Genomic DNA, 20,852 nt, shown 5'->3' with positions numbered 1-20,852 from the left:
TTCAATGCCCACCGCACGCTAGATCCTTTGCTCGAACAGAACACGATAGTCCGCCCACTCTGCACGCTCGTTCAATACCGTCGGGTCGATGAATGCCGCAGTTGCCCAGATGTCCGCCCACAGCAAACTCGGTCCACCCACGGTAATCGATCCGACGCAGCCGGCCGGCTTCCCCGATCTGGGATCAACGATGTGATTGCCTCGCGCAGCGGTTCCTGATGTCGCGACAGCGCCGTCGATGATGCTCACGACGTGTGAGACGACAGACCTGTCAATCGGGTTTTCGATACCGATACGCCACGGCCTGGGGCACCCGACCGCTTCACCGCCATGACCGCACGTGATATCGCCACCTGCGTTGACTGCGAAGGCAATTCCGTCCACCGAACGGAGTCGCTCGACCGCTGCCTCAATCGCCCACCCTTTGGCCAGCCCGGTGGGATCCCATCCCCGCGTACCGTCCGGACCGATGAGATCGGTCGTGAACAGACGGTTCGTCTCGGACGATGCCTGTTCACACAGGGCCATCACTTCACGCAGAGAGTGGTGCGCGTCCTCGAGAGCGAGATCCCCACGGCGCCAACGCATGACATCGCTGTCGGGCCGCCACGTACTGAGGACGGAGTCTGTCAGGCGGAGGCGCTCGAAAGTCGAGGCGACGGCCTGCGTGATGTCCGGCCGGGACGGGTCGTCGGCCCGAACATGAAGCGAAATCGGCATACCCATGATCTGTTCGACCCACGCGCGCGTAATTCGGTTGTCTGCGTGGATCATCCGAGGTTCGCCTGGTCGAGTGCGGACTGGAGACTCTGAACGTACCCATCGGATGTGTAGGTGGCTCCTGACACCATATCGATGTCAGCGCTCTGAGCGTGGATCGCCTCTTGTTCCAGCACTGGAACCGCGCGACTGTTGATCTGTCGATCTTTCCCATTATTTTCCGGCACCTGGATGGTCACCGCCTCGGTCACCTGACCGTTTGCCACCGCGATCTGGACCTGAACAGGTCCGAATTTTGTATCGACTGCTTCGCCGGTGAACACCGCAGGTTGTGCCGGCGATGCGGCGGAACTCTGGGAGGTGGAAGCAGTCGAGTCAGGGGAAGCAGTCGAAGTTGCTGCATCGGCCGCCGAAGGCGACGCTACCGCTGCGACCGAAGCGACTGCACTGTTTCCGTTGGTCGAGGTGTGGTAACTGAACAAGAGCACAACGACAGTGGCAGTGATGATCATCCACAAGGTAATTCGACGCATGAGCTTCTCTCAGGGTTGGAAGGATTCGACATGGATCTGGCTTGGCGGCGTGCCTGCTGTGCGCGCCGCATGACAGACGGCGTCGCTCCATTCCTTCGGCCCGCAGATGAAGACGTCGCGCTGCGCGACATCCGGGCACAAACTTCGGAGCGCATCGGTGTCGTCCCACGCTTGCGCCTGCTGCGGTAGCCAACTCGAACGGTCACGAATTCGGTGTCCCTCGACGATTCGGAGTACCGCGCCGCGTTGCCGACAGAGGCCTTCTAACTCGTCCCCGAGCAGCGCATCGTGTGATGTGCGTGTTCGGTAGACGACCGTGACGTCACCGTCTGTCGGCGGCAACGATTCGAGCAGCGCACACATCGGTGCAATGCCTGCTCCGGCTCCGATCAGGAGGGATTTCGGTTGCGAACGAACGCCCGGATGCATGCGACCGTACGGACCTTCGAGCAGAACGCGCGTACCGCGCCGGAGTGACCTCAGTTGCGTGCTTCCGTCGCCGACAACCGCTGCGGTGAAACGCAGCGTGACGCCGTCGGGAGCCGCGGAGAGTGAATATGGATGCGCTCTGCTCCAGCCCGGACCGTCGAGAAACCGCCATTGAAAGTACTGTCCTCCTTGAGCTTTCAGACGTTCAACTCCGGAACCACCGACGGTGACGGTAGTTGCCCGGTCACCTTCGGATCGCACCTCGAGCACTCGGATCGGCTCACGGAGAGATTTCCACAGCGGAAGTGCTACGCGATAGACGATGACCGCGCCGGCACACACGGCATAGAGTGTCCACCAGAAAAACGCTGCCGGCGTCGAGTTCAGAAACTCTTGACCGGTCCACAATTGGTGGGGCAGTGCCAAACCCGCGCCCAGATACCCATAGAGGTGGATCAGATGCCAGGATTCGTAGCGAAGGCGCCGACGAGCACCCCGTACCGAAGTCGCCACCACCATGATCAGCGCGGCCGTTCCGGCAGCAGCAAGCAATAGGCCCGGATAATTCAGGGCGAAATCGACGGTGGTTGTCCACAGCAATCGAGGATCCGCATCGGCATAGCCGAGCGTGACCAGTCCGATGTGCAGGATCATCAAGACAAACGACGAAAACCCGATAATCCGGTGCATTCTCGTCAATCCATCTTGACCCCAAGCTTTTTCAATCATCGGCACTCGGGCCATGAGGAACACCTGGATCAGCAGCAGCGCCGACGCGATCAGCCCTGTCAATCGACCAGTCGACGTCAGAACCTCGCTAGCGCTGCCGAACAGGTCTTGAATACCACCGTCACTTATCCACAGCGAAGTGACTCCGACGACAACCACCCAGGCAGCGATGATCGAGCCGTCACGCACCCCTCGAGATACCGATCGAATCGGGCCCCGCCGCGTCGTGGCGTCCACGATCAACCCTCTCGGCGCGGTCATCGAATCCAGTTTGCTCACAAGAGTCATCCTGCAGCGCAATTCCTGAACCACGCTGACAGGTGGCTGGGCATTAGCTGTGAATGCATGCCCGAAGCGATACACGTTCGATCCTGACGTATTTCCGCGACGACGCCGCACTCCACACGCTGCACAACTGCGGTCGCGTTCCAGCCTTCCGGCATCGATTCGAACAGCGCCCGTATTTCATCTCGATCACCGTCTGTCTCCGCCCCTGCCTGTTGTCGGGTGGCACCCGATCGGCGAACTCGCGATCGCCGCCGAGATAGTCGCCGCACACAACGGAGCTATCGTCATCGGCGAGCGGCCAGGCGGAGGAACTCTGGCGACGGTGCAGCGACCGTCCTCTCGGAGGACTGATACGCACAAATCCTGATCTACGAATGCCAATGTCAGTTCACCGACTCGACGAGCAGTTGGGAGCTCTAGCTCACCTTCGTGGTTTTCTCCGGTCGATTCAGCAATGTCGCACACATCGGCAGGAGCAGGACGGTGATTGCACCCGCTGCCACCAGAATCGACGCATTGTCCGACGACATCTGACCCGCGCTGACGGCAGCACCGGTGACAGCCACGATCATCGGCAATCCGGTAGCACCGTACAGCGCCACCTGCGCACTCTCGCGGGTGCTGAAAGGTGGTTCGATCTTCTCGAACTTTGTCGCGATGAACACCGGCACACCGCGGACCACGATGATGAGAAGCAGGAACGCCAGCAGGACAACAGGATTGGCGGCCACAGCCGAGACGTCGATCGCCATTCCGGACGTGATGAAGAAGATCGGAATGAGGAATCCGAAGGCAATGCCTTCGAGTTTGATCTCCAACCGCTCGTCACCCTCAGGCATCAAGCGGCGCAGGATAAATCCTGCCGCAAAGGCGCCGAGGATGACGTCGAGAGAGAATACCGCTGACAGCACACCGAGACCGACCAGCAGCAGCACCGTCAGACGGACCGTCGTCTGCGCAGTTGTGTCGGCACCCGAGCGAACGAGTCGATGTGTCCACGATCCGTGCGACACAAGCTTTGTCGGCAATACGGCAACAAGCACAGCGATCAGCGCAAAGGTTGCCAGCACTACCAACGACAGGAAAGCGCCACGCGCGCTGAGTAATACGGCCATCGCAACCACAGGCCCCAGTTCGCCGACCGCACCGTGATTGAGAACAGTTTTACCCAAACGGGTGTCGAGAAGTTTGTTGTCCTTGAGAATCGGCAGCAACGTACCCAGAGCCGTCGACGTCATCGCGATGGCAACCGCTGCCTCGGCGGAGATCACGTTTCGGATGCCGAGCAGGGCAACTACTCCGAAAGCCAGAGCGAGGCACAGCAGCCACGTGTACAGCGCTCGCCGGCCACCCTTGCCGCTGAGTTCACTGCGGTCGATCTCGTAGCCGGCAAGGAGGAAGAGCATCCCCAAGCCAAGCTCCCGGAGGGTACCGATGGCGTCACTCTCCGCGGCGATGTTGAGCGCGAACGGTCCGATGGCGGCGCCGGCGACCAACAGCAGCACCACTTCGGGCACCAACCGACGCGGGAACAGGCCCGCGACTATGGGCGCGAGCGCAGCGATCAACGCGATCCAGAACAGCGACGAGGCAATTGAGGGCACGCATCATTATCGGGCATAAACGGCATACATGTACGCAGGCACGCGACTCTTTTCCCGCGGCAGCACATCACTGCACTCGAAAGATCTACGCGTGCGGAATTCTCGTTGCGATTCACAGCGCACGCCGCTCTTCGTGAAGTTGAGGAAGCGGTAATCCGGCATCCGCCAAAGAGTTCCGTGTCGCTTCGGCCATACCGGGTGGACCGCAAAGGCCTCACCTGCGGCTAGGCTCGGTTATCTCGACGTGTGTCCGCGACAGGTAACCGACCAACCCGACGATCACCACGGTCATGACCAGCGTGACCCAGCCTGTGCCCGCGCCCAGCCCACCTCGATCATGCGACACCGCAACCCAATCGGCCACAGACGCACCCAACGGCCGAGTCACGACGTAGGCGAACCAGAATGCCGATACAGGACCCATTCTTCCGGCGCTGTGTGCCAGTGCAGGAACGGCGATCACCGCAGCGAACAGAATTGCCGATGTCAGGTAACCGAGATGCATGACCGTGGCCGTCAGGTCGCCGGCGGACGTGCCCAGCGCAAAGGTCGTCAAGACTGCCACCCAATAGAATCCCTCGCGCCGGCGCGTGACGATACTGTGAATGGAGAGCGTTTTCTCCGATTGCCGCCAAAACACAAACACCGCAACCAGACACACTGCGAAAACGACCGTCGTCACGGCGTACGGGATTCCCAGAATCACGTGCAGCGCATCGCTGGCCATGGTGCCGAACACGCTCACCATCACCACCGCGGCCCAGTACACCCACGGCACATATCGATCAGTTCGAAACTGCACGATCAGGGAGATTGCCAGTAGTAGACCCGTCACACCCACCACGAGAACAGGATTCAGCGCTGTCGCGAAGAAGTCCGACGCTGTCTCACCCATCCCCGTGGTCAACACCTTGGTTATCCAGAACAATCCGGTGGCCTCGGGCACTTTGCTGACCACACTGCGAGCCAACGAATCCGGGCGGTCCTGTACGTCATCAGTCATCACGAGATGCCAGCATGGTCGAGCGTCTCTGAAGAACCGCTGAGAGAGCTATCGAAGCGCTGCCAACAGTGCTGTGAGAGTGGCCGTCTCGGTCGAGGTGTCCGGGTTGCCTGCACGGACGGCCGAAAGGACCTTGTCGATACGCGCGTCGAGAGCCGACCAGCCGGCGGCGTCGAGAGGCTGCAAAGTCGATTGGTTGTCGTCCCAGGTTGTTTCGAGCTCTTTCACCTTGGACTTGGCGTCACTCTGCGACCCGGCCTGCACGCCCGCGAGAGCATCCCCCACCACAGTTCTCAGTTCCGTGACCGTACCCGCCGGAAAGTGTGCAATCGCCTGTCCCGGCGCAAGTTCCGTGGTCGAACTGGACGCAGAGGACGCTTCCTCGGTTGCCGGCGCCGTGTGCGGCTGCGCAGAAGCCCACGCCAACAGAATGCCCGTGACGACGGCGACCCCGGCGAAGTACCCGAGCATCACCTTCTCACGTGACGGGTCGGTCGATCTCGTCGAGCGCTGCGCACTCTTCTCGTCGATCACGTCGCTGCGGGCCAACGTCAGGTAGGCGACCGTACCGAGTATTGCGACCAGGAAGATAACGCTGGTGACAGCTGTTCCGATGCCCAGGCCGTGCTCGTCCGACGGCATGGCGAACCAGTCGCCGAGGTTCGCGCCCAACGGACGAGTCAGGATGTATGCCATCCAGAACGACAGCACCGCGTTCGCGCCGAGGCGCCAACCGATCACGATCGCGACGATCAAACCGGCCGGGAGCAGGACGGACGTGCCTGGCCCCCATCCGGTGACGCTCAACGTCCAGTCTCCGACCGCCGTGCCCAAGGCGAAGGTCACCAGGATAGCGAGCCAGTAGAACAACTCCCGCGGCACGGTGACGATGCTGTGAATCGACAGCGTGCGCTCACGTGCGAACCACACGCCGAAGACGCCCGCAAGCACCAGGGCGAATACCGTCGTACTCACTGCCAGCGGGACTCCCAGGCTGTCGGTGAGGATGTCCGTGTACAGCGTTCCCGTAACACTGAGTACGACAACGGTCAGCCAATATACGACCGGCACGTAGCGAGGCAACCTGACTTGAACAGCAAGGACCACAACAAGGATCACGGTGAAGATCACAGCCGTCGTATTCAGGCCCACACCCAGCGTCATGTTGATCCAGTCGGCAAAACTCTCTCCGACGGTGGTGCACAAGATCTTGACGACCCAGAACCACAGAGTGATTTCGGGGACTTTACTCAGCAGTGCCCGCTCGGCCGGCATGACATCGGATCTCGTTGTGTCGCTCATACTGCCGGACCATACGGATCGGCAACTGAAGCGAGGCTGAAGACGTTGTCGCCGAGGTCGACCCGACGGAGCTGACGTGCTTACCCGACCCGAAGCAGACTGCGCGATCAGAGCCCCCAGTGTGATCAAGGGCACGCACGCTCAGAGTCCGATCCGTGACCGACTAGAAAAGCGAATCCAACCGAACAAAAAACCCCCTCACCGGCATCTCTGCTGGTGAGGGGGTTTCTGTTTGTGCGCCCGAAGGGATTCGAACCCCTAACCTCCTGATCCGTAGTCAGGTGCTCTATCCGTTGAGCTACGGGCGCATGTTCTGTTGTACTGCTTGTCTTGCTGTCGTAATTTCTATCATTTCTAACCCGCCGGTCAAAATCACCGGCGTGGCGGAGGCGAGAGGATTTGAACCTCCGGTCCCTCGTAAAAGGGACAACTCATTAGCAGTGAGTCCCATTCGGCCGCTCTGGCACGCCTCCCTGGGGGTTCCGATCCTTTCGGACCGCCGGGATGAAAGATTACACATGTCTCACCACCAAAGGCAAAACGAGTGGTCAGCGGCCTAATTCGGGCACTTATCGCAGGTTGCTGTCGAACCAGTCGAAGATTCTGGTGCGAGCGTCGATGATCGCGGCCGCATTCGGGTCGTCCTCGTCCTGGCCGTCGGGGACCTGCGGCGGTTCGTCGGCGCGATGCGCCAAGCCGGCGTAGCTCACCACCAAGGTGGCGACGTCAGCCTTGGCCGTCGCCTCCCGAAGTTGGTTGACGTGTTCGAGTGGAGTTGCAGGATCGTCGTCGCCGTACAAACCGAGCCAGGGAGCTTGCAATGACACCGCGGCGTCGATGAGCGCCTGCGCGTCGACAGATAACGCGTCGACGATCCCGCGGGCAGCAACGCTGACGGCAGCACCGACGGGGCGACTGGTGGCGACGAGCATTGCAGCCGTACCGGCGGCATCGAAACCGAGGACGCCGATCGTGTCGACCCGGACATCCCGGCCCGTCAGCCAATCGAGGGTGGCGTCGAAGTCGGCAAAAAGGTTGTCACCGAAAATGTCACCGTGCATCTGCTCGGGTTCCCGATGAAAGAGATGCGGTGCGACGGTCACCCAACCTTCGAGCGCGAGGGCTGACATCAACTCCAGGAGCGCATCACCGAACTGCCTCGCCTCGTGCAGAACGACGATGGCACCACGCGTCGGGCCGTCAGGTTCCACCACGGTGAGCGGCACAGCGATGGCGACGTCACCGTCGGCCCCCGGCAAATACGCGGTGTCCCGGAACATTCCCGACATACCTCCTACTCTGACACGTGGACGGCTCGAGCGCACCGAATCAGGCAGCGCATAATCAGGGAGTGACTCCTCGCATTCGGCCTGACCTCGCCTCGATTCCCGCCTACGTTCCCGGACGCAACTTTCCCGGCGCCATCAAGCTGGCGAGCAACGAAACGACGATCGGCCCACTTCCCGGGGTTCGCGACGCCGTCGCCGACGCAGTCGCGAACGCGAATCGCTACCCCGACAACGCCGCGGTCGCCCTCATCGAGGCACTCGCCGCGTTCCTGAACGTCGAACCCGCGAATGTCGCTGCCGGCTGTGGTTCCGTGACGCTGTGCCAGGAATTGGTTCAGATCACGTGCGACCAGGGTGACGAGGTCATCTTCGCGTGGCGTTCCTTCGAGGCGTACCCGGTTGTCGCCCAGGTCGGCCACGCAGTTTCCGTGAAGGTTCCGCTGACCGAAGAGTTCGGCCACGATCTCGACGCGATGTTGGCCGCGATCACCGATCGCACCCGACTGATCTTCATCTGCAACCCCAACAACCCGACCGGCAATGCCTTGTCGAGGGCAGAACTCGAGAGCTTCCTCGACGCGGTTCCGACGCACATCGTCGTCGCTCTCGACGAGGCGTACTACGAGTACTCCCGCTCCGATTCGGACGGAATCGAACTGTTCCGCAGCCGCCCCAACGTGGTTGTTCTACGCACGTTCTCCAAGGCGTACGGATTGGCCGGCATTCGTGTGGGTTACGCGGTGGCTGATCCGGAAATCATTACCGCGCTCGGCAAAGTCCACACTCCGTTCACGGTCAGCGTTGTCGCTCAGGCCGCCGCAATCGCTTCGCTGGCTGCGGCCGACGAACTCCTCGCTCGCACCGAAGGCGTCATCGCGGAGCGGACGCGCGTTCGCTCAGCGTTGATCGAGGCGGGCTACACGGTCCCGGAATCGTCGGCGAACTTCGTCTACCTTCCCCTCGGCGAACTCTCCCCCGGCTTTGCCGAGGCAAGTACCGAAGCTGGGATCCTGATTCGCCAGTACGGCACCGAGGGCGTCCGAATGACCATCGGTGATCCGGACGAGAACGACGCATTCCTCGCTTTCGCCCGAACCGACGCTGCCCGACGCTTGGCCGGGATCGGCATCAGTGCGTAAAAGTTGATACCGGCGTGACACTTGATACGTAACTGTTACGCGCAGAGCTAGAATTCGTTATCGCGGCAAGGCACACTCAGGAAGGTTCGAGATCGGTCCGAGCAAGGGAGCATGACGTATGACGCGACGCATCACGCGCGCTTGTGCTGTGCTCGCAGCTTCCCTTCTCGCCATCACTGCAACCTCCCTGAGTGCTGTCGCGACGGCCCAATCCGTCAACACCCTCTCGGTCCGCCTACTCGCGTTCAACGATCTCCACGGCAGCTTGCTGCCCCCGGAAGGTGAACGCAGCGAGATCATGCAGGCCGACGGATCCTTCACACCAGCCGGCGGCGCGGCATACCTCGCGGCCTATGTCTCGCAACTGCGCAGCCAAGCCCCAAATTCGCTGCTCTACTCGGTAGGCGACAACTGGGGCGCGTCGGCGCTGGAATCTTCGATGTTCAACGACGAACCGACCGTCGAACTCCTCAATCGCATGCAGATCAATGCGTCGGCGATCGGTAATCACGAGCTGGACAAGGGACTGGCCGAGTTCCACCGCCTGGAATCGGGTGGATGCTCCGCCGCCAATGCGTGCACATTCAGTCCGTCGTTCAGCGGCACCAACTTTCCCCTGATGGCCGCCAACATGACCTACGCCGACGGCACGCCTGCGACGCTCCCCTTCACCGTCAACATGGTGGACGGCATCCCGTTCGGAGTGATCGCGATTGCTCCGAGCAACACGGCGCAGATCGTCTCACCCGACGGAATCGCAGACCTGAGATTCGGCGACGAGGTCGAGGCAATCGATCGTACTGCCGACATTCTCGACTTCTTCGGCGTCAAAGCCATCACCGTGCTGCTGCACCGCGGAGACGAACCTGACCGGGCCGGCGGACCCAACGATTGCAACATCACGGCTGGGCCGGCGCGGGATATCGCATTGCGTGCTTCGCCCAAGGTCGATGTCATCTTCACCGCAGACAGCCATCAGCAGTACAACTGCGAATTCCCGGATCCGGCCGGAAATCCCCGAGTTGTGATGCAGGGTGCCTCTCACGGCCGGATCGTCTCCGTTGCGGACGTGACCATCGACCGAAACACTCGCGACGTGGTGCGGGACCAGACATCGGCATTCAATCAGATAGTGACACACGATATTTCGCCGGATTCCGAAATTCAGGCACTGTCGGATCGCGCCTGGAAGACAGCCGCGGAGGTAGCGCAGCGCCCGGTCGGGACACTGACCGCTGCACTCACCCGAGACCACATCGCCGGCGCCGAATCTACGCTCGGCAACCTGGTTGCCGACGGTCAATTAGCCGCTGGAGGTGCCCGCGGAGCTCAAATCGCGCTCACCAACCCCGGCGGGATCCGCGAAGACCTCAGTCCGGGTGTGGTGACGTACCGCCAAGCTCACGCGGTCCAGCCGTTCGGCAACAGCCTCGAAGTGCTCTCCGTCACAGGTGCAGTATTAAAAGAAGCCTTGGAGCAGCAGTTTCAGTACTCGACCGAAGGCAGCACCCTCGAACGGATTCTCGCACCGTCGAACGGTTTTACCTACACCCTCGATCGCACAGCACCCCAGGGTTCCCGGATCTCGGAAATGCGCCTGAACGGCCAGAATATCGGCCCGGACATGGTCTATCGCGTGGCCGTCAACAAGTTCCTCGCCGACGGCGGCGACGGCTTCACCGCACTGAGGCAGTCGACGGAAACAACCGGCGCGGGCACTGATCTGGACGCCTTGGCCGCGCTCTTCACAGCCGGTTCACCGGTCTCCCCGCCGCCCACCGATCGAATCCGTGTAATCGACTGAATAGGCATCGGCGGTCAAGATTGCCTAGTCTCGACACGTGATCATCGCGACCCATAACGGCAAATTCCACGCAGACGACGTCTTCGGCGTATCGCTGCTCAAGCAGCTGTACCCCGACGCCACAGTCGTTCGCAGCCGCGACGAGGACGTCCTGAACAGCGCAGACATCGTCCTCGACGTCGGCGGCCGGTACGAACCCGCAGCCGGACGCTTCGATCATCATCAGCGCGGTGCGGGCGAGCGCAGCAACGGCATTCTGTACTCGGCATTCGGTCTGCTGTGGCAAGAATTCGGCCTGCAGTTCTGTGGTGGCGACGAGTCCGTGTGCCGCCGGATCGACAGCCGCTTGGTCGAAGGCATCGACGCCGTCGACAACGGGCAGGAGATCTACACCCTCAACGAGTACGACACGAAGCCCTTCGATCTGTCTTCGGTGCTGGACCTGTTCAATCCCATCTCGTCCAGCGACGAAGAATTCGACACGCAGTTCGAGCTCGCAGTGGTTCTGGCGACCCAGGTCCTGATTCGCCTGCGCGCCAAGTACGCCGGCGACGCAGCAGCAGAACGTGAATTTGCCGATACCTACGCCAAGGCGTCGGATCCGCGGTTTGTCGTCCTGGAACGCTTCATTCCGCACGGCCGTGCAGCGTCGGCTCAGCCGGAACTGCTGTTCACGATCTTCCCGAACACCAACGGCGGCTGGTCGATTCAGACCGTCAAGCCAGCTGACTCGAAGTTCGGTTCACGGAAGCTGTTGCCGGAACTGTGGCGTGGCCTCAATGGCAAGGACATGGCGGCCGAAACCGGCGTCGACACTTCGGTGTTTTGCCACAAAGCCGGATTCATCGCTGCCGCGCAGACTCGCGACGACGCGATGAAGCTGCTGGAACTCGCTCTCGCAGAGTAAAACTTCGGTGCGCTAAAGGTTCAGTGCCGATTGCAGCGTCGGCCAGGAATCATGCAGTGCATCTTGCCAATACGGCCACGAATGGGTTCCGCCGTCCCGGTAGGCGACTGCCGCGGGGATTGCGAGTCCGTCAAGCCTGTTCGCGAAGAGTTGAGTGCAGGTATGCGCGAGCGCTTCCAGCGGTCCACCCACGACGGCGATCAGACGCCCGTCCGGAGTGAACAGGTCGTCGTACACTCCGGGCGAGCCGGTGCTCGTAGAAATATAGATCGCCTTGCCGCGCAACGCCTCTGCGTTGTACGACGGATCATGATCTCGCCACGCCGGATCCGAAACCGGCCCCCACATGTTGGTGGCATCGCCGTTCTTGCTGGCGACCGTGACACGTACGGAATCCTGCGACGACGACGCAGAGTTGTCGAGACACCCACTGTACGAAGCCAATCCCGAATACAAGTCCGGGTGGCGCGTGATCAAGTTTCCAGCCCCGAGCGCGCCCATGGACACTCCGCCCACTGCGTTGGTTCCATTGCCGCGAAAGGCCTCGTCGATCAGGGGCGGTAGTTCGTCGGCCAGAAATGATTCCCATTTGTTCACACCGAGATTCGGGTCGTCGGCACGCCAGTCGGTGTAATAGCTTCCGGTGCCGCCCACGGGCAGAACAACATTGACGTCTTTGTCGGTGAAGAATGTTTCGATGTCGGTCTTCTGCGTCCACGTACTTTCGGTGTAACCGGATTCAGAGCCGGCACTGACCCCGTCGAGGAGATAGAACGTCGGCCGTGTGCCCGTTCCTTTCTCGGGATGCAACACCTGAACCTGTATTTCCCGTTGCATCGACGGGGAGTCGACGAACACCGCACTCCGGGTGGGGGTCAGTTGGTCGATCCGATCGATACGAGCGCGCGCTTGAGGTTCCGCCTGAGCAACGTTGCTGCAACTGAGTGCAAATACTGCCAAGGCCACCCCGAGCACCCCAGCGTTCTGCCGTTTTCTCCGCATCCGTGAGCACCCCTTCTCACATGCAATCATCCCCGACTGATCGGTCGTAACTCACGATTCGACAGGACGAACGCTGCGAGGTCAACCCTTCGTTTGCAGCTGATTGCCGCCGGGTATGCCCCCGGGGATCTGTAAGTTTCGGCATGTTCTCCACCGATGCACACACAGGTGTGGATAACTTAATTCACATCCCACCGCGGCCTGTGCATAACCTGTGGACAACTACATGAATTACACGAAGGTTATTCCACCTACCTGCAGCGATGAAGTTCTACACAATGTGGATAACTTCGGCGCAAAAATATTGTCGCCTTGTCCCTTTCGGGCGTGTCCACGCAGTTCCGCACCAACGGTCCACGATTTGTTCACAAGCAAGCAACCTCTCCATACTTAGTGCATGATTTCCGCGCTGCTGGCGGCCGCCGCCGTCCTCGCACTACTCACGCTGGTACCCGGCCCGGATATGGCCGTCGTGACACAGGCGGCGCTCACCGGCGGACGATCCTCCGGATTTCGCGTATCGGTCGGCATCGTCAGCGGCCTACTCGTGTGGGGCCTACTGACCGTCCTCGGACTGTCTGCGATCCTCGCAGCGTCCGCAGAGGCCTACACCGCCGTCAAACTGGCCGGCGCCGCCTATCTGATCTATCTCGGGGTGCGGGCGCTCTGGCAGAGTCGCGTCTCCGCCACGGTTGACGGAGCGAGCGATCCGGCCGTGCAGAAAGCCGGAACGTGGAAGACCGGATTCACCACCAACCTGCTCAACCCCAAGATCGCCGTCTTCTACACCGGACTGTTGCCCCAACTCGTTCCGGCCGGATGGCCGACAGGACCGTCCCTCGCATTGTTGGTCCTCATCCACGTCGTGATCTCCATCGCGTGGCTCAGCGCGTACGTCGTCCTGCTCTCCCGGGCACGTAGCACCTTCGAGAAGCCGAAGGTACGGCAGATGCTCGAACGCGTGACCGGAACGGTGCTTCTAGGATTCGGGGCGAAGATTGCGCTGGAAGCACGCTGACCGAACTGAGCAGCTGACTAGGCGCTAGAACCAATACAACAGTAGGAAAGAGTCGACAGTGGGCGCGTGGGGATCAGGACCGTTCGAGAACGACGGTGCCGGAGATTTGGTTGCATCCATCGGCCACGGTGATTTCACCTTCGCATCGGTGGAGTGGGCATTCGAAGACGACTATCTGGAAGTGGACGGCGGCCAGATCGCCGTTGCACTACTGGAATTGGTGCTGATCGTGCGTGCAGACCGCAAGCGGGATCCTTTGGTCGAGGAACTTGATCTCGACGATTTTGCCGACGCTTTGACCGGTGAGCGCCTCGCCTGGCTGATCGACATGGTGGAACGCACTATCGCGTCTTCAGATTCGGAACTGTTCGAACTGTGGGACGAGCAGGGCCCCGAAGAGCTTGCCGCCTGGCGCATCCCGGTGGTCGACGGACTCGAAGACCTACGGGTGCTGACCGTCTAGCCATTTGCCTTGGCGATTGAATCCTTGCCTTCTGCCGCGCCACCTTTGATGGTGTCGTGCTGGACGGGAACGAACTTCTTTTTCGGTAGCAGGAACAGCCAGGTAGCAAATACGAAGGGGCCCGTTCCGGCGGGGAGGCTGATGGGCGCGAAGGCCGACACCAAGGTCCCGTGGATAACAACCGTCACCAACACACCGAACAGTGTGTAGACAAAAACGCGCCACGACGGGTTGTAGAACACCGACCCCAGAGCGATGGCCGTCAATACGGAACTAAGGCCGTACAGGCCGTTTCCGAGGTCGACGGTATTGACTCCGAGCGCGAGAACCGCGCCGATTGCGACCGCCGAACCGATGAGAGCGAACATTGCCGCCCACCGCGACGCAACCAGAAGTGCCACGACAAAGATGATGCCGGTCATCGTGTTGTTGATCAGGAAGATTTGAGAAACATTGCGGAACAGGGTGTCCCATAAAAAACTGAACGTAACGTCGGCATGCACCGACGCGTCGCCGATGTGCTGCGGAAACTGGCCTGCACTCAGTTCCGACGTCTCGATCCGAAGGAATTGAAATGCGGCCAGCAGGAAGAACCAGTTGACGAGGTTGAACGGAAACGTCAGTGCCGGCACATCCCAAGTCTTGAATACATTGGCAATGGCCAAGAAGACAACGGTCGACGCGGCAGCTCCCACCACCAGGTAGATCCACAACATCACACCACCGGCGAGAAACGTCGGAAAGGCTGCACCCACCAGGATTCCGTTGTATCCGTACAAGCCGATACGCATGGAATCCTCGTCGGAATGCAGCAACATCCCGGTTGCCGTTGATACCACCAGTCCCACCACCGCGCCGATGGCAACGGTTATGGTGTCGGCAGCGATCGCGCCCCAGAAGATGCCCACGAGAAACAACAGACCGGTCAGAGCATTGCCCTGAAACATCACCTGCCCGGCACCTTTGAGATTGGTGTCGATGAATCTGAGCACAACATTCTTGTCGGCGATGTCGTCCCAAGGCTTGGTGATGGTGGTCATCTGACTTCTCTCAATCGTCTTGAGACATCATCCCCAGAGGGGAACGGGCGGAATCGTGGTACCGCGAACCGACTTTCGAACGAGCGCCCAGAACTCACGAACCTTCGCCTTGACAGGCTCACTCTCCGGGCCGAGCACCTTGAAGATCAGACCCGCATCGTTCGGCAGTCGACTGGCCCCGGAAATAACCTTGCCGTCGGGACCGGCAACCACCTGCTCCAAGATCTCGTCGGCGTTTTCCTTCGGGGTAAGCAGGATGACGTTTCCGAACACGTCGTACCGGCCCATGATTCCGTTGTGACGCACGGGGAATCGCTTCGGCTGGATGACCAGCTTTTCGGTGAACAGACTCTTGCCGTCGGGTCGGCTAGCCGTGATGAGCGTCGAGAACAAGTCGTAGACAAACAGTTCGCCTTCAGATTCGGCACTGTTGTGGTACTTACGGCCCGGCATGACAATTTCCGAGAATAACAGTGTCGCAGAAGGGTCGATCGTCACTTCGGTCCGCGCGTAGTACCGCGTATTGCGGTGCGGGATAGTCACGCCCGGCATCAGTTCGAGGTACGAATTCTCGGCCAACACCACCTTCTGCAACTGCGACGCATGGTTGGCATCCATCCGGTGCACCTTGGTGGCCGACTGCGTCGTGACATGAGCCAAGGATCCCGGCTCCATCTCTATGGTCAGAAAAAGTCGATCACCTTGCAGCACACTGCCGGACGTCGAGATCATGTAAACGCACGGCATGGTCGGCAAGGCTTCGTCCCAGTACAGCGCCTGCTGCACCAGCATCGGCGTCTTGCGGTACATGTCTCGCAGAATCGTCTTGTCACCCCGATCGACAAATCGCATCTCGAGCACGCCGGTCTTCCCGACCTTACCGGCCGGAGCCTGCTTCGGCTGATCCTGATACTGATCGAGTTCCGGAATCGTCGGAATCGGCTCGGGGAGAGCCCGTGACACTCCCGAAGTGGTTGGCGCACTCACGGCGCTCCCACTCCCACTTCCTCGTCCTCTTCATCGAAGAGGACACCGTGCACGATGAGGTCCACTACTTCCTTGATGCCCTCACCGGTCATGCAATTGGTGAAAACAAACGGCTTGTCGCCGCGCATATCCTTCGAATCCCGATCCATCACACCCAGATCCGCCTTGACGTACGGGGCGAGGTCGGTCTTGTTGATGACCAAGATGTCCGACTGCGAGATTCCCGGTCCGTTCTTTCGCGGAATTTTGTCTCCCGCAGCAACGTCGATGACGTAGATGAAAAAATCGACGAGAGCGGGGCTGAACGTCAAAGTCAGGTTGTCACCACCACTTTCGATGAACACCACGTCCGTGTCGGGGAAGGTGCGCTCCATGTCTTCGACCGCGGCGAGGTTCATACTCGGATCCTCACGCACCGCGGTGTGAGGGCACGCGCCGGTTTCAACACCGACGATACGTTCTTCCACAAGAACACCTTTGAGCGCCTTACGAACGTGCTTGGCGTCCTCGGTAGTGACAACGTCGTTGGTGATGATCAGAACGCTGGTTCCACGATTCACGAACTCCGGCGTGATCGCCTCGATGAGGGCGGTCTTGCCCGAACCCACAGGACCGCCGATTCCGATGCGCGTTGTCTTCTTCATGGTTCTCCTTCTAGTTCATGAACATTCGGACGTGCGCCTTGACATGCACGGCCGCCAGAATGTCGATCATGGGGGCAAAATTCGACATGTCCTCGAGCCCGTACTCACGTACGGACGCGTACTCGTCGCCGGCAGTCTGATTTACCTCGAACAGGATTTCCTGAGTAGCCAGATGATCTACCCGCACGATACGGAGCGCCGCACCCAGCAAGGTCATCGCCACACCGTATTGGTTGACCGAAAATGCGTCCTCTTCCGGAGAACCCATCTCGGCGAACGCAATTCCGAGACCCACCGGATACGTTCCCGGCGTTTCACCGGACTCCACTGCGGCCAACCACTTCTCGAACAGTTCTGCTCCGGCCAGACGCCCACCGAGTTCGGCTAACTTCTTGCCCATGCGGGTACTCATCGTGCGAGATTCCTCGTTGAGCTTGCGCTCGATCACCGCCTGATCAGCTTCGACGATCGCCGAGAAATTTCCGGCCGAGGCTGCGCGATGCGCTGCCAGCACCGCAATCCCATCGCATGTCGCACCCTGATGCGCAGCAGCGAGAACAAACTCCCTCAACGACGGCCCGTCCTTGACGATCTTCTGGGCCACAGCCGATTCCAACCCGTTGGAGAACGAGAAGGAACCGACCGGGAACATGGAATCGGCAAATTGCATCATCCGCATCGCACGGGTGATGCTGAGCGGGAATCCCTCAGACGAGGGGGTCATGGGTATGCCCCTCGCCCTCACGCGCTGCCGCACCGAACAACCGGCGTGCCTCGTGCGGAGCGATGTAGGGAATGACCTCGGCCCCCGGAATGAATGTGTACTCGATGCCCTCGAAAGCGTGAGTACGCATCACCGAACCCATGACCGCCTTGTCGACGGTCAGCGGAACATACACCTTCATGCCTTTGACTACAGCCGGCCAATGCTGGTTTCCCACAGCATGACCCAACTCCAAACACGTTTGAATCATCTTCTCGGGCGTCACGTTCACCAAGGCGCTGAGATCGATCTCCAATACATCCTTGAGATTGATCCGCGCGACGACGGCCGTGTTTTCACCTTCGTCCCACAACAGAATGTCACCGTCCTGCAACTGAACTCCGCGATCGAGTGACACCGCCAGTTCGCGGCCACCGAGCGTCGTACGCCGCAGTCGACTCTTCTGCGCCTCCCATTGGTCCAGGGAGAGAACGTCTACGACAGCCTTCTCCAATACACCGACCCACTCCTCGTCTGTTTCCTTCCCGAGCAAGGCGTCGACGCGGATCGGCTTACCGCTCGGCGCCGTCATAGCGGCGTGAGTGTGCGGAGCCGTACCGTCGCCATGCGTGTGTGTGATTGTTTCCGACACGGAAATCCCCTAACTGAAGAAGTAAAGTTGGTTCAGGCGAATCGATTCCGCAGGTTCGACGTAGCAATGCTCGCCGTCCGCGGTCACCGCGAAAGTCTCCGGATCGACCTTGATTTCGGGGGTCTTGTCATTGCGCACCAGATCGCGCTTGGTCACCGTCCGGGTGCCCTCGACTGGAATCACCTGCCGTTCGAGGCCGAGACGATCCTTGATTCCGTCGTCGAACGCCGCCTGTGAAACGAACGACACCGACGTTTCCTGTAGCGCCTTGCCGAATCCGCCGAACATCGGTCGGTAAATCACCGGCTGGGGCGTCGGCAGTGAAGCGTTAGGATCCCCCATTGCATGCCAATTGATCATGCCGTTCTTGATGATCATCTTGGGCTTCGCACCGAAGAAGGCCGGTTCCCAAAGAACCAGGTCCGCCATTTTTCCGGGAGCGATCGAACCAACCGTATTCGATATCCCCCAAGTCAGAGCCGGGTTGATCGTTGTCTTCGCGACATACCTCAAGACCCGGAAGTTGTCGTTGTTCGGCGAATCCTCCGGCAACTTGCCGCGCGCACGCTTCATGCAGTCCGCAGTCTGTATGGCGCGCAACCAATTCTCTCCGACGCGGCCCATAGCCTGCGAATCGCTCGAGAACATCGAAATGACGCCCATGTCCTGCAGCACGTTCTCGGCACCGATCGTCTCGACGCGAACACGCGACTCGGCAAACGAAACATCCGAGGGCACTTTGGGATTGAGGTTGTGACACACCATGATCATGTCGAAGAGTTCAGCTTGGGTGTTGATGCCGTACGGCAACGTGGGATTGGTCGACGACGGCAGGACGTTGTCCTCACCCGTCACCTTCAGAATATCGGGAGCGTGACCGCCACCGGCACCCTCACTGTGATAGGTGTGGATGGTGCGCCCCTCGAACGCCGCAATCGTGTCCTCGACATACCCGGCCTCGTTCAGCGTGTCCGTATGGATGGCGACCTGAACATCCATTTCGTCCGCGACTTGAAGCGACGTCTGGATGGCGGCAGGTGTTGCGCCCCAGTCCTCATGGACTTTCAGGCCCGCCGCGCCGGCCTTGATCTGTTCGACAATCGATGCACGCCCCGACGAGTTGCCTTTGCCGCACATCAGAACGTTTACGGGAAGGCCTTCGTTGGCCTTGAGCATCATCTCCATGTTCCAGACACCAGAAGTGATAGTGGTGCCGTTGGTGCCGTCCGACGGGCCGATACCGCCACCGATCAATGTTGTCATTCCGCCACTGAGCGCGTGATACGCCTGCTGCGGCGAGACCAGGTGAACGTGCGGATCGAGGCCACCCGCAGTGAGAATCATCTGCTCACCGGAGATTGCATCAGTGGCAGGACCGGTAGTCAAACCCGGAGTCACGCCGTCCATCGTACCGGAGTGGCCGGCCTTGCCGATGCCGACGATCTTGCCGTTCTTGATACCGACGTCCGCCTTCACGATACCGATGAGCGCATCGACGACCACGACGTTTGTGATGACCAGATCAAGAGCCCCGTCGGCACTGCACGACGCCGGATCCTGGCCCATACCGTCACGCAGCGTCTTACCGCCGCCGTACAACGCCTCGTCGCCGATGACGCGTAGATCCTTCTCGATCTCGATGTAGAGATCGGTATTGCCGAGCCTGATCTGGTCACCCGTCGTGACTCCGAAAAGACCTGAATACTCTTGCCGTGAAATACTTGTCATCTGTTCGATCTCCTTCTCATCACTTACGAGAGGTGGCCCAGCAGCTTTCGAGCCCGGCAGCTTTCTTGCTCAGTTTTCTTCGGGTTCGGATTCGAAACCCTGCTCTGCGGCAATTCGGACGGCGCGCCCGAGCCTCGGTCGATACGTTGCATGGGTCGGGGCCCAGCCGTCGACAAAGTTGTTGAAGCCGTGAACCCGCTGCTTGCCGCCGAACGGCACCAGGGTCACTTCCTTCTCGTCTCCCGGCTCGAACCGCACGGCAGTTCCCGCTGGGATATCCAGACGCCAACCGAAAGAACGCTCGCGATCGAATCGCAGCGCCCGATTCACTTCCATGAAGTGGAAATGTGAACCGACCTGGATCGGACGATCACCAGTGTTGCGTACGCGCAGCTTGATTCGCGGCTTTCCGGCGTTGATCTCGATCGGTTCGTCCTTCAAGACGTAACCGCCGACCGGCACCTTGGTGCCCTGCGCGGCGCCCTTCTTGCTCTGTGCAGCCATGTACTTGCTCCTCGATCTCAGGCGATCACTGGATGGGTGAGTGAACGGTGACCAAACGGCTGCCGTCCGTGAAGACGGCCTCGACCTGCACGCGCGGAATCATTTCCGGCACACCCTCCATCACGTCGTCGACAGTCAACGCGTGCGATGCGTCGGCCATCACCTGTTCGACGGTCTTCCCCTCCCGGGCGCCCTCCAGTGCCGCTGCGGTGATGACCGCCACCGACTCCGGGTGGTTCAGTTTGAGCCCCTTAGCTTTTCGTCGGAGGGCTACGTCCGCCAACATGAGGATGGTCAGCTTGTCGAGTTCTCGCGGTGTCAGATGCATTCCGAAGGCTCCTTCTCACTCATACTTTTCGATCCT

The 20,852-nt window shown here is 60.3% G+C and carries 21 protein-coding genes and 2 tRNA genes; 5 read left to right on the top strand and 18 right to left on the bottom strand.

Annotated features, from left to right (window positions below; all coding sequences use genetic code 11):
• Positions 1-18: 18 nt before the first annotated feature.
• From BDB13_RS05720 to BDB13_RS05675, 9 genes are all read right to left on the bottom strand, one after another.
• A complete protein-coding gene (locus BDB13_RS05720) occupies positions 19-774 on the bottom strand; it encodes an FAD:protein FMN transferase (RefSeq protein ID WP_094270794.1) in 756 nt (251 codons plus the stop codon).
• Complete coding sequence (locus tag BDB13_RS05715; protein WP_094270793.1) at positions 771-1,253, bottom strand: FMN-binding protein; 483 nt, start codon at positions 1,251-1,253, stop codon at positions 771-773. The genes BDB13_RS05720 and BDB13_RS05715 overlap by 4 nt, the downstream gene beginning before the upstream one ends.
• Positions 1,254-1,262: 9 nt before the next feature.
• A complete protein-coding gene (locus tag BDB13_RS05710; protein ID WP_254922724.1) occupies positions 1,263-2,690 on the bottom strand; it encodes a ferredoxin reductase family protein in 1,428 nt (475 codons plus the stop codon).
• Between the two features lie 425 nt (positions 2,691-3,115).
• On the bottom strand, positions 3,116-4,303 hold the full coding sequence (locus BDB13_RS05700; RefSeq protein ID WP_094270790.1) for a cation:proton antiporter: 1,188 nt from the start codon (positions 4,301-4,303) through the stop codon (positions 3,116-3,118).
• Positions 4,304-4,517: 214 nt separating this feature from the next.
• Positions 4,518-5,306: a COG4705 family protein gene (locus tag BDB13_RS05695; protein ID WP_094270789.1), complete on the bottom strand. Its 789-nt coding sequence runs from the start codon at positions 5,304-5,306 to the stop codon at positions 4,518-4,520.
• Between the two features lie 48 nt (positions 5,307-5,354).
• Positions 5,355-6,608, bottom strand: coding sequence for a COG4705 family protein (locus BDB13_RS05690; RefSeq protein ID WP_094270788.1), 1,254 nt, complete (start codon positions 6,606-6,608; stop codon positions 5,355-5,357).
• Between the two features lie 235 nt (positions 6,609-6,843).
• A tRNA-Arg gene (locus BDB13_RS05685) sits at positions 6,844-6,916 on the bottom strand.
• A 73-nt stretch (positions 6,917-6,989) separates the two neighbouring features.
• Positions 6,990-7,081 (bottom strand) — tRNA-Ser (locus BDB13_RS05680).
• A 96-nt stretch (positions 7,082-7,177) separates the two neighbouring features.
• On the bottom strand, positions 7,178-7,897 hold the full coding sequence (locus BDB13_RS05675) for a dienelactone hydrolase family protein (RefSeq protein WP_094270787.1): 720 nt from the start codon (positions 7,895-7,897) through the stop codon (positions 7,178-7,180).
• A gap of 62 nt (positions 7,898-7,959) precedes the next feature.
• On the opposite strand from BDB13_RS05675, the gene hisC reads away from it, so the two are divergent.
• The 3 genes from hisC to BDB13_RS05660 all read left to right on the top strand — a co-directional run bounded on the left by hisC (position 7,960) and on the right by BDB13_RS05660 (position 11,747).
• On the top strand, positions 7,960-9,036 hold the full coding sequence (gene hisC, locus BDB13_RS05670; protein WP_094270786.1) for a histidinol-phosphate transaminase: 1,077 nt from the start codon (positions 7,960-7,962) through the stop codon (positions 9,034-9,036).
• Between the two features lie 118 nt (positions 9,037-9,154).
• Positions 9,155-10,840, top strand: coding sequence for a bifunctional metallophosphatase/5'-nucleotidase (locus BDB13_RS05665; RefSeq protein ID WP_094270785.1), 1,686 nt, complete (start codon positions 9,155-9,157; stop codon positions 10,838-10,840).
• Positions 10,841-10,877: 37 nt separating this feature from the next.
• A complete protein-coding gene (locus tag BDB13_RS05660; RefSeq protein ID WP_094270784.1) occupies positions 10,878-11,747 on the top strand; it encodes an MYG1 family protein in 870 nt (289 codons plus the stop codon).
• Between the two features lie 12 nt (positions 11,748-11,759).
• Here BDB13_RS05660 and BDB13_RS05655 read toward each other — a convergent pair whose 3' ends face one another.
• Entirely contained in the window at positions 11,760-12,749 is a 990-nt protein-coding gene (locus BDB13_RS05655) for an alpha/beta hydrolase (protein ID WP_094270783.1), read from the bottom strand.
• Positions 12,750-13,146: 397 nt separating this feature from the next.
• Between BDB13_RS05655 and BDB13_RS05650 the strand changes: the two genes are divergently transcribed.
• Both BDB13_RS05650 and BDB13_RS05645 read left to right on the top strand, forming a co-directional pair.
• Positions 13,147-13,767 (top strand): LysE family translocator, encoded by a 621-nt coding sequence (locus BDB13_RS05650; RefSeq protein WP_094270782.1) that lies wholly within the window; start codon positions 13,147-13,149, stop codon positions 13,765-13,767.
• A 58-nt stretch (positions 13,768-13,825) separates the two neighbouring features.
• Positions 13,826-14,230 carry a DUF4259 domain-containing protein gene (locus BDB13_RS05645; protein ID WP_094270781.1) on the top strand — a complete coding sequence of 135 codons (405 nt, stop codon included), beginning with the start codon at positions 13,826-13,828 and terminating at the stop codon, positions 14,228-14,230.
• On the opposite strand, the gene yut is transcribed toward BDB13_RS05645, so the two are convergent.
• The 8 genes from yut to BDB13_RS05605 form a co-directional block, all read right to left on the bottom strand.
• Positions 14,227-15,270: an urea transporter gene (gene yut, locus BDB13_RS05640; RefSeq protein WP_094270780.1), complete on the bottom strand. Its 1,044-nt coding sequence runs from the start codon at positions 15,268-15,270 to the stop codon at positions 14,227-14,229. The two genes, BDB13_RS05645 and yut, sit on opposite strands and share 4 nt — an antisense overlap.
• A 27-nt stretch (positions 15,271-15,297) precedes the next feature.
• Entirely contained in the window at positions 15,298-16,257 is a 960-nt protein-coding gene (locus tag BDB13_RS05635) for an urease accessory protein UreD (RefSeq protein WP_094270779.1), read from the bottom strand.
• Complete coding sequence (gene ureG / locus BDB13_RS05630) at positions 16,254-16,901, bottom strand: urease accessory protein UreG (RefSeq protein WP_094270778.1); 648 nt, start codon at positions 16,899-16,901, stop codon at positions 16,254-16,256. The genes BDB13_RS05635 and ureG overlap by 4 nt, the downstream gene beginning before the upstream one ends.
• A gap of 10 nt (positions 16,902-16,911) precedes the next feature.
• Complete coding sequence (locus tag BDB13_RS05625; protein WP_094270777.1) at positions 16,912-17,625, bottom strand: urease accessory protein UreF; 714 nt, start codon at positions 17,623-17,625, stop codon at positions 16,912-16,914.
• Positions 17,609-18,256 (bottom strand): urease accessory protein UreE, encoded by a 648-nt coding sequence (gene ureE / locus BDB13_RS05620; RefSeq protein WP_094270776.1) that lies wholly within the window; start codon positions 18,254-18,256, stop codon positions 17,609-17,611. Before ureE ends, BDB13_RS05625 begins: the two co-directional genes overlap by 17 nt.
• Before the next feature lie 9 nt (positions 18,257-18,265).
• Positions 18,266-19,984: an urease subunit alpha gene (locus BDB13_RS05615; RefSeq protein WP_094270775.1), complete on the bottom strand. Its 1,719-nt coding sequence runs from the start codon at positions 19,982-19,984 to the stop codon at positions 18,266-18,268.
• Between the two features lie 69 nt (positions 19,985-20,053).
• On the bottom strand, positions 20,054-20,488 hold the full coding sequence (locus tag BDB13_RS05610; protein ID WP_094270774.1) for an urease subunit beta: 435 nt from the start codon (positions 20,486-20,488) through the stop codon (positions 20,054-20,056).
• A 25-nt stretch (positions 20,489-20,513) separates the two neighbouring features.
• On the bottom strand, positions 20,514-20,816 hold the full coding sequence (locus BDB13_RS05605; RefSeq protein ID WP_094270773.1) for an urease subunit gamma: 303 nt from the start codon (positions 20,814-20,816) through the stop codon (positions 20,514-20,516).
• Positions 20,817-20,852: the final 36 nt, after the last annotated feature.

This window comes from Rhodococcus sp. OK302, from assembly GCF_002245895.1.
GTDB lineage: Bacteria > Actinomycetota > Actinomycetes > Mycobacteriales > Mycobacteriaceae > Rhodococcus_F.
Note: the sequence above shows the minus strand (reverse complement) of the source record. Positions and strands in the feature narration are given on the sequence as shown.

Coding starts and splice junctions, on each gene's coding strand:
- BDB13_RS05655 (WP_094270783.1), bottom strand. CDS start 12,749: ATGCGGAGAAAACGGCAGAACGCTGGGGTGCTCGGGGTGGCCTTGGCA.
- BDB13_RS05610 (WP_094270774.1), bottom strand. CDS start 20,488: ATGGCTGCACAGAGCAAGAAGGGCGCCGCGCAGGGCACCAAGGTGCCG.
- ureG (WP_094270778.1), bottom strand. CDS start 16,901: ATGAAGAAGACAACGCGCATCGGAATCGGCGGTCCTGTGGGTTCGGGC.
- BDB13_RS05625 (WP_094270777.1), bottom strand. CDS start 17,625: ATGACCCCCTCGTCTGAGGGATTCCCGCTCAGCATCACCCGTGCGATG.
- BDB13_RS05650 (WP_094270782.1), top strand. CDS start 13,147: ATGATTTCCGCGCTGCTGGCGGCCGCCGCCGTCCTCGCACTACTCACG.
- yut (WP_094270780.1), bottom strand. CDS start 15,270: ATGACCACCATCACCAAGCCTTGGGACGACATCGCCGACAAGAATGTT.
- BDB13_RS05715 (WP_094270793.1), bottom strand. CDS start 1,253: ATGCGTCGAATTACCTTGTGGATGATCATCACTGCCACTGTCGTTGTG.
- BDB13_RS05615 (WP_094270775.1), bottom strand. CDS start 19,984: ATGACAAGTATTTCACGGCAAGAGTATTCAGGTCTTTTCGGAGTCACG.
- BDB13_RS05675 (WP_094270787.1), bottom strand. CDS start 7,897: ATGTCGGGAATGTTCCGGGACACCGCGTATTTGCCGGGGGCCGACGGT.
- BDB13_RS05690 (WP_094270788.1), bottom strand. CDS start 6,608: ATGAGCGACACAACGAGATCCGATGTCATGCCGGCCGAGCGGGCACTG.
- BDB13_RS05720 (WP_094270794.1), bottom strand. CDS start 774: ATGATCCACGCAGACAACCGAATTACGCGCGCGTGGGTCGAACAGATC.
- BDB13_RS05695 (WP_094270789.1), bottom strand. CDS start 5,306: ATGACTGATGACGTACAGGACCGCCCGGATTCGTTGGCTCGCAGTGTG.
- BDB13_RS05605 (WP_094270773.1), bottom strand. CDS start 20,816: ATGCATCTGACACCGCGAGAACTCGACAAGCTGACCATCCTCATGTTG.
- BDB13_RS05665 (WP_094270785.1), top strand. CDS start 9,155: ATGACGCGACGCATCACGCGCGCTTGTGCTGTGCTCGCAGCTTCCCTT.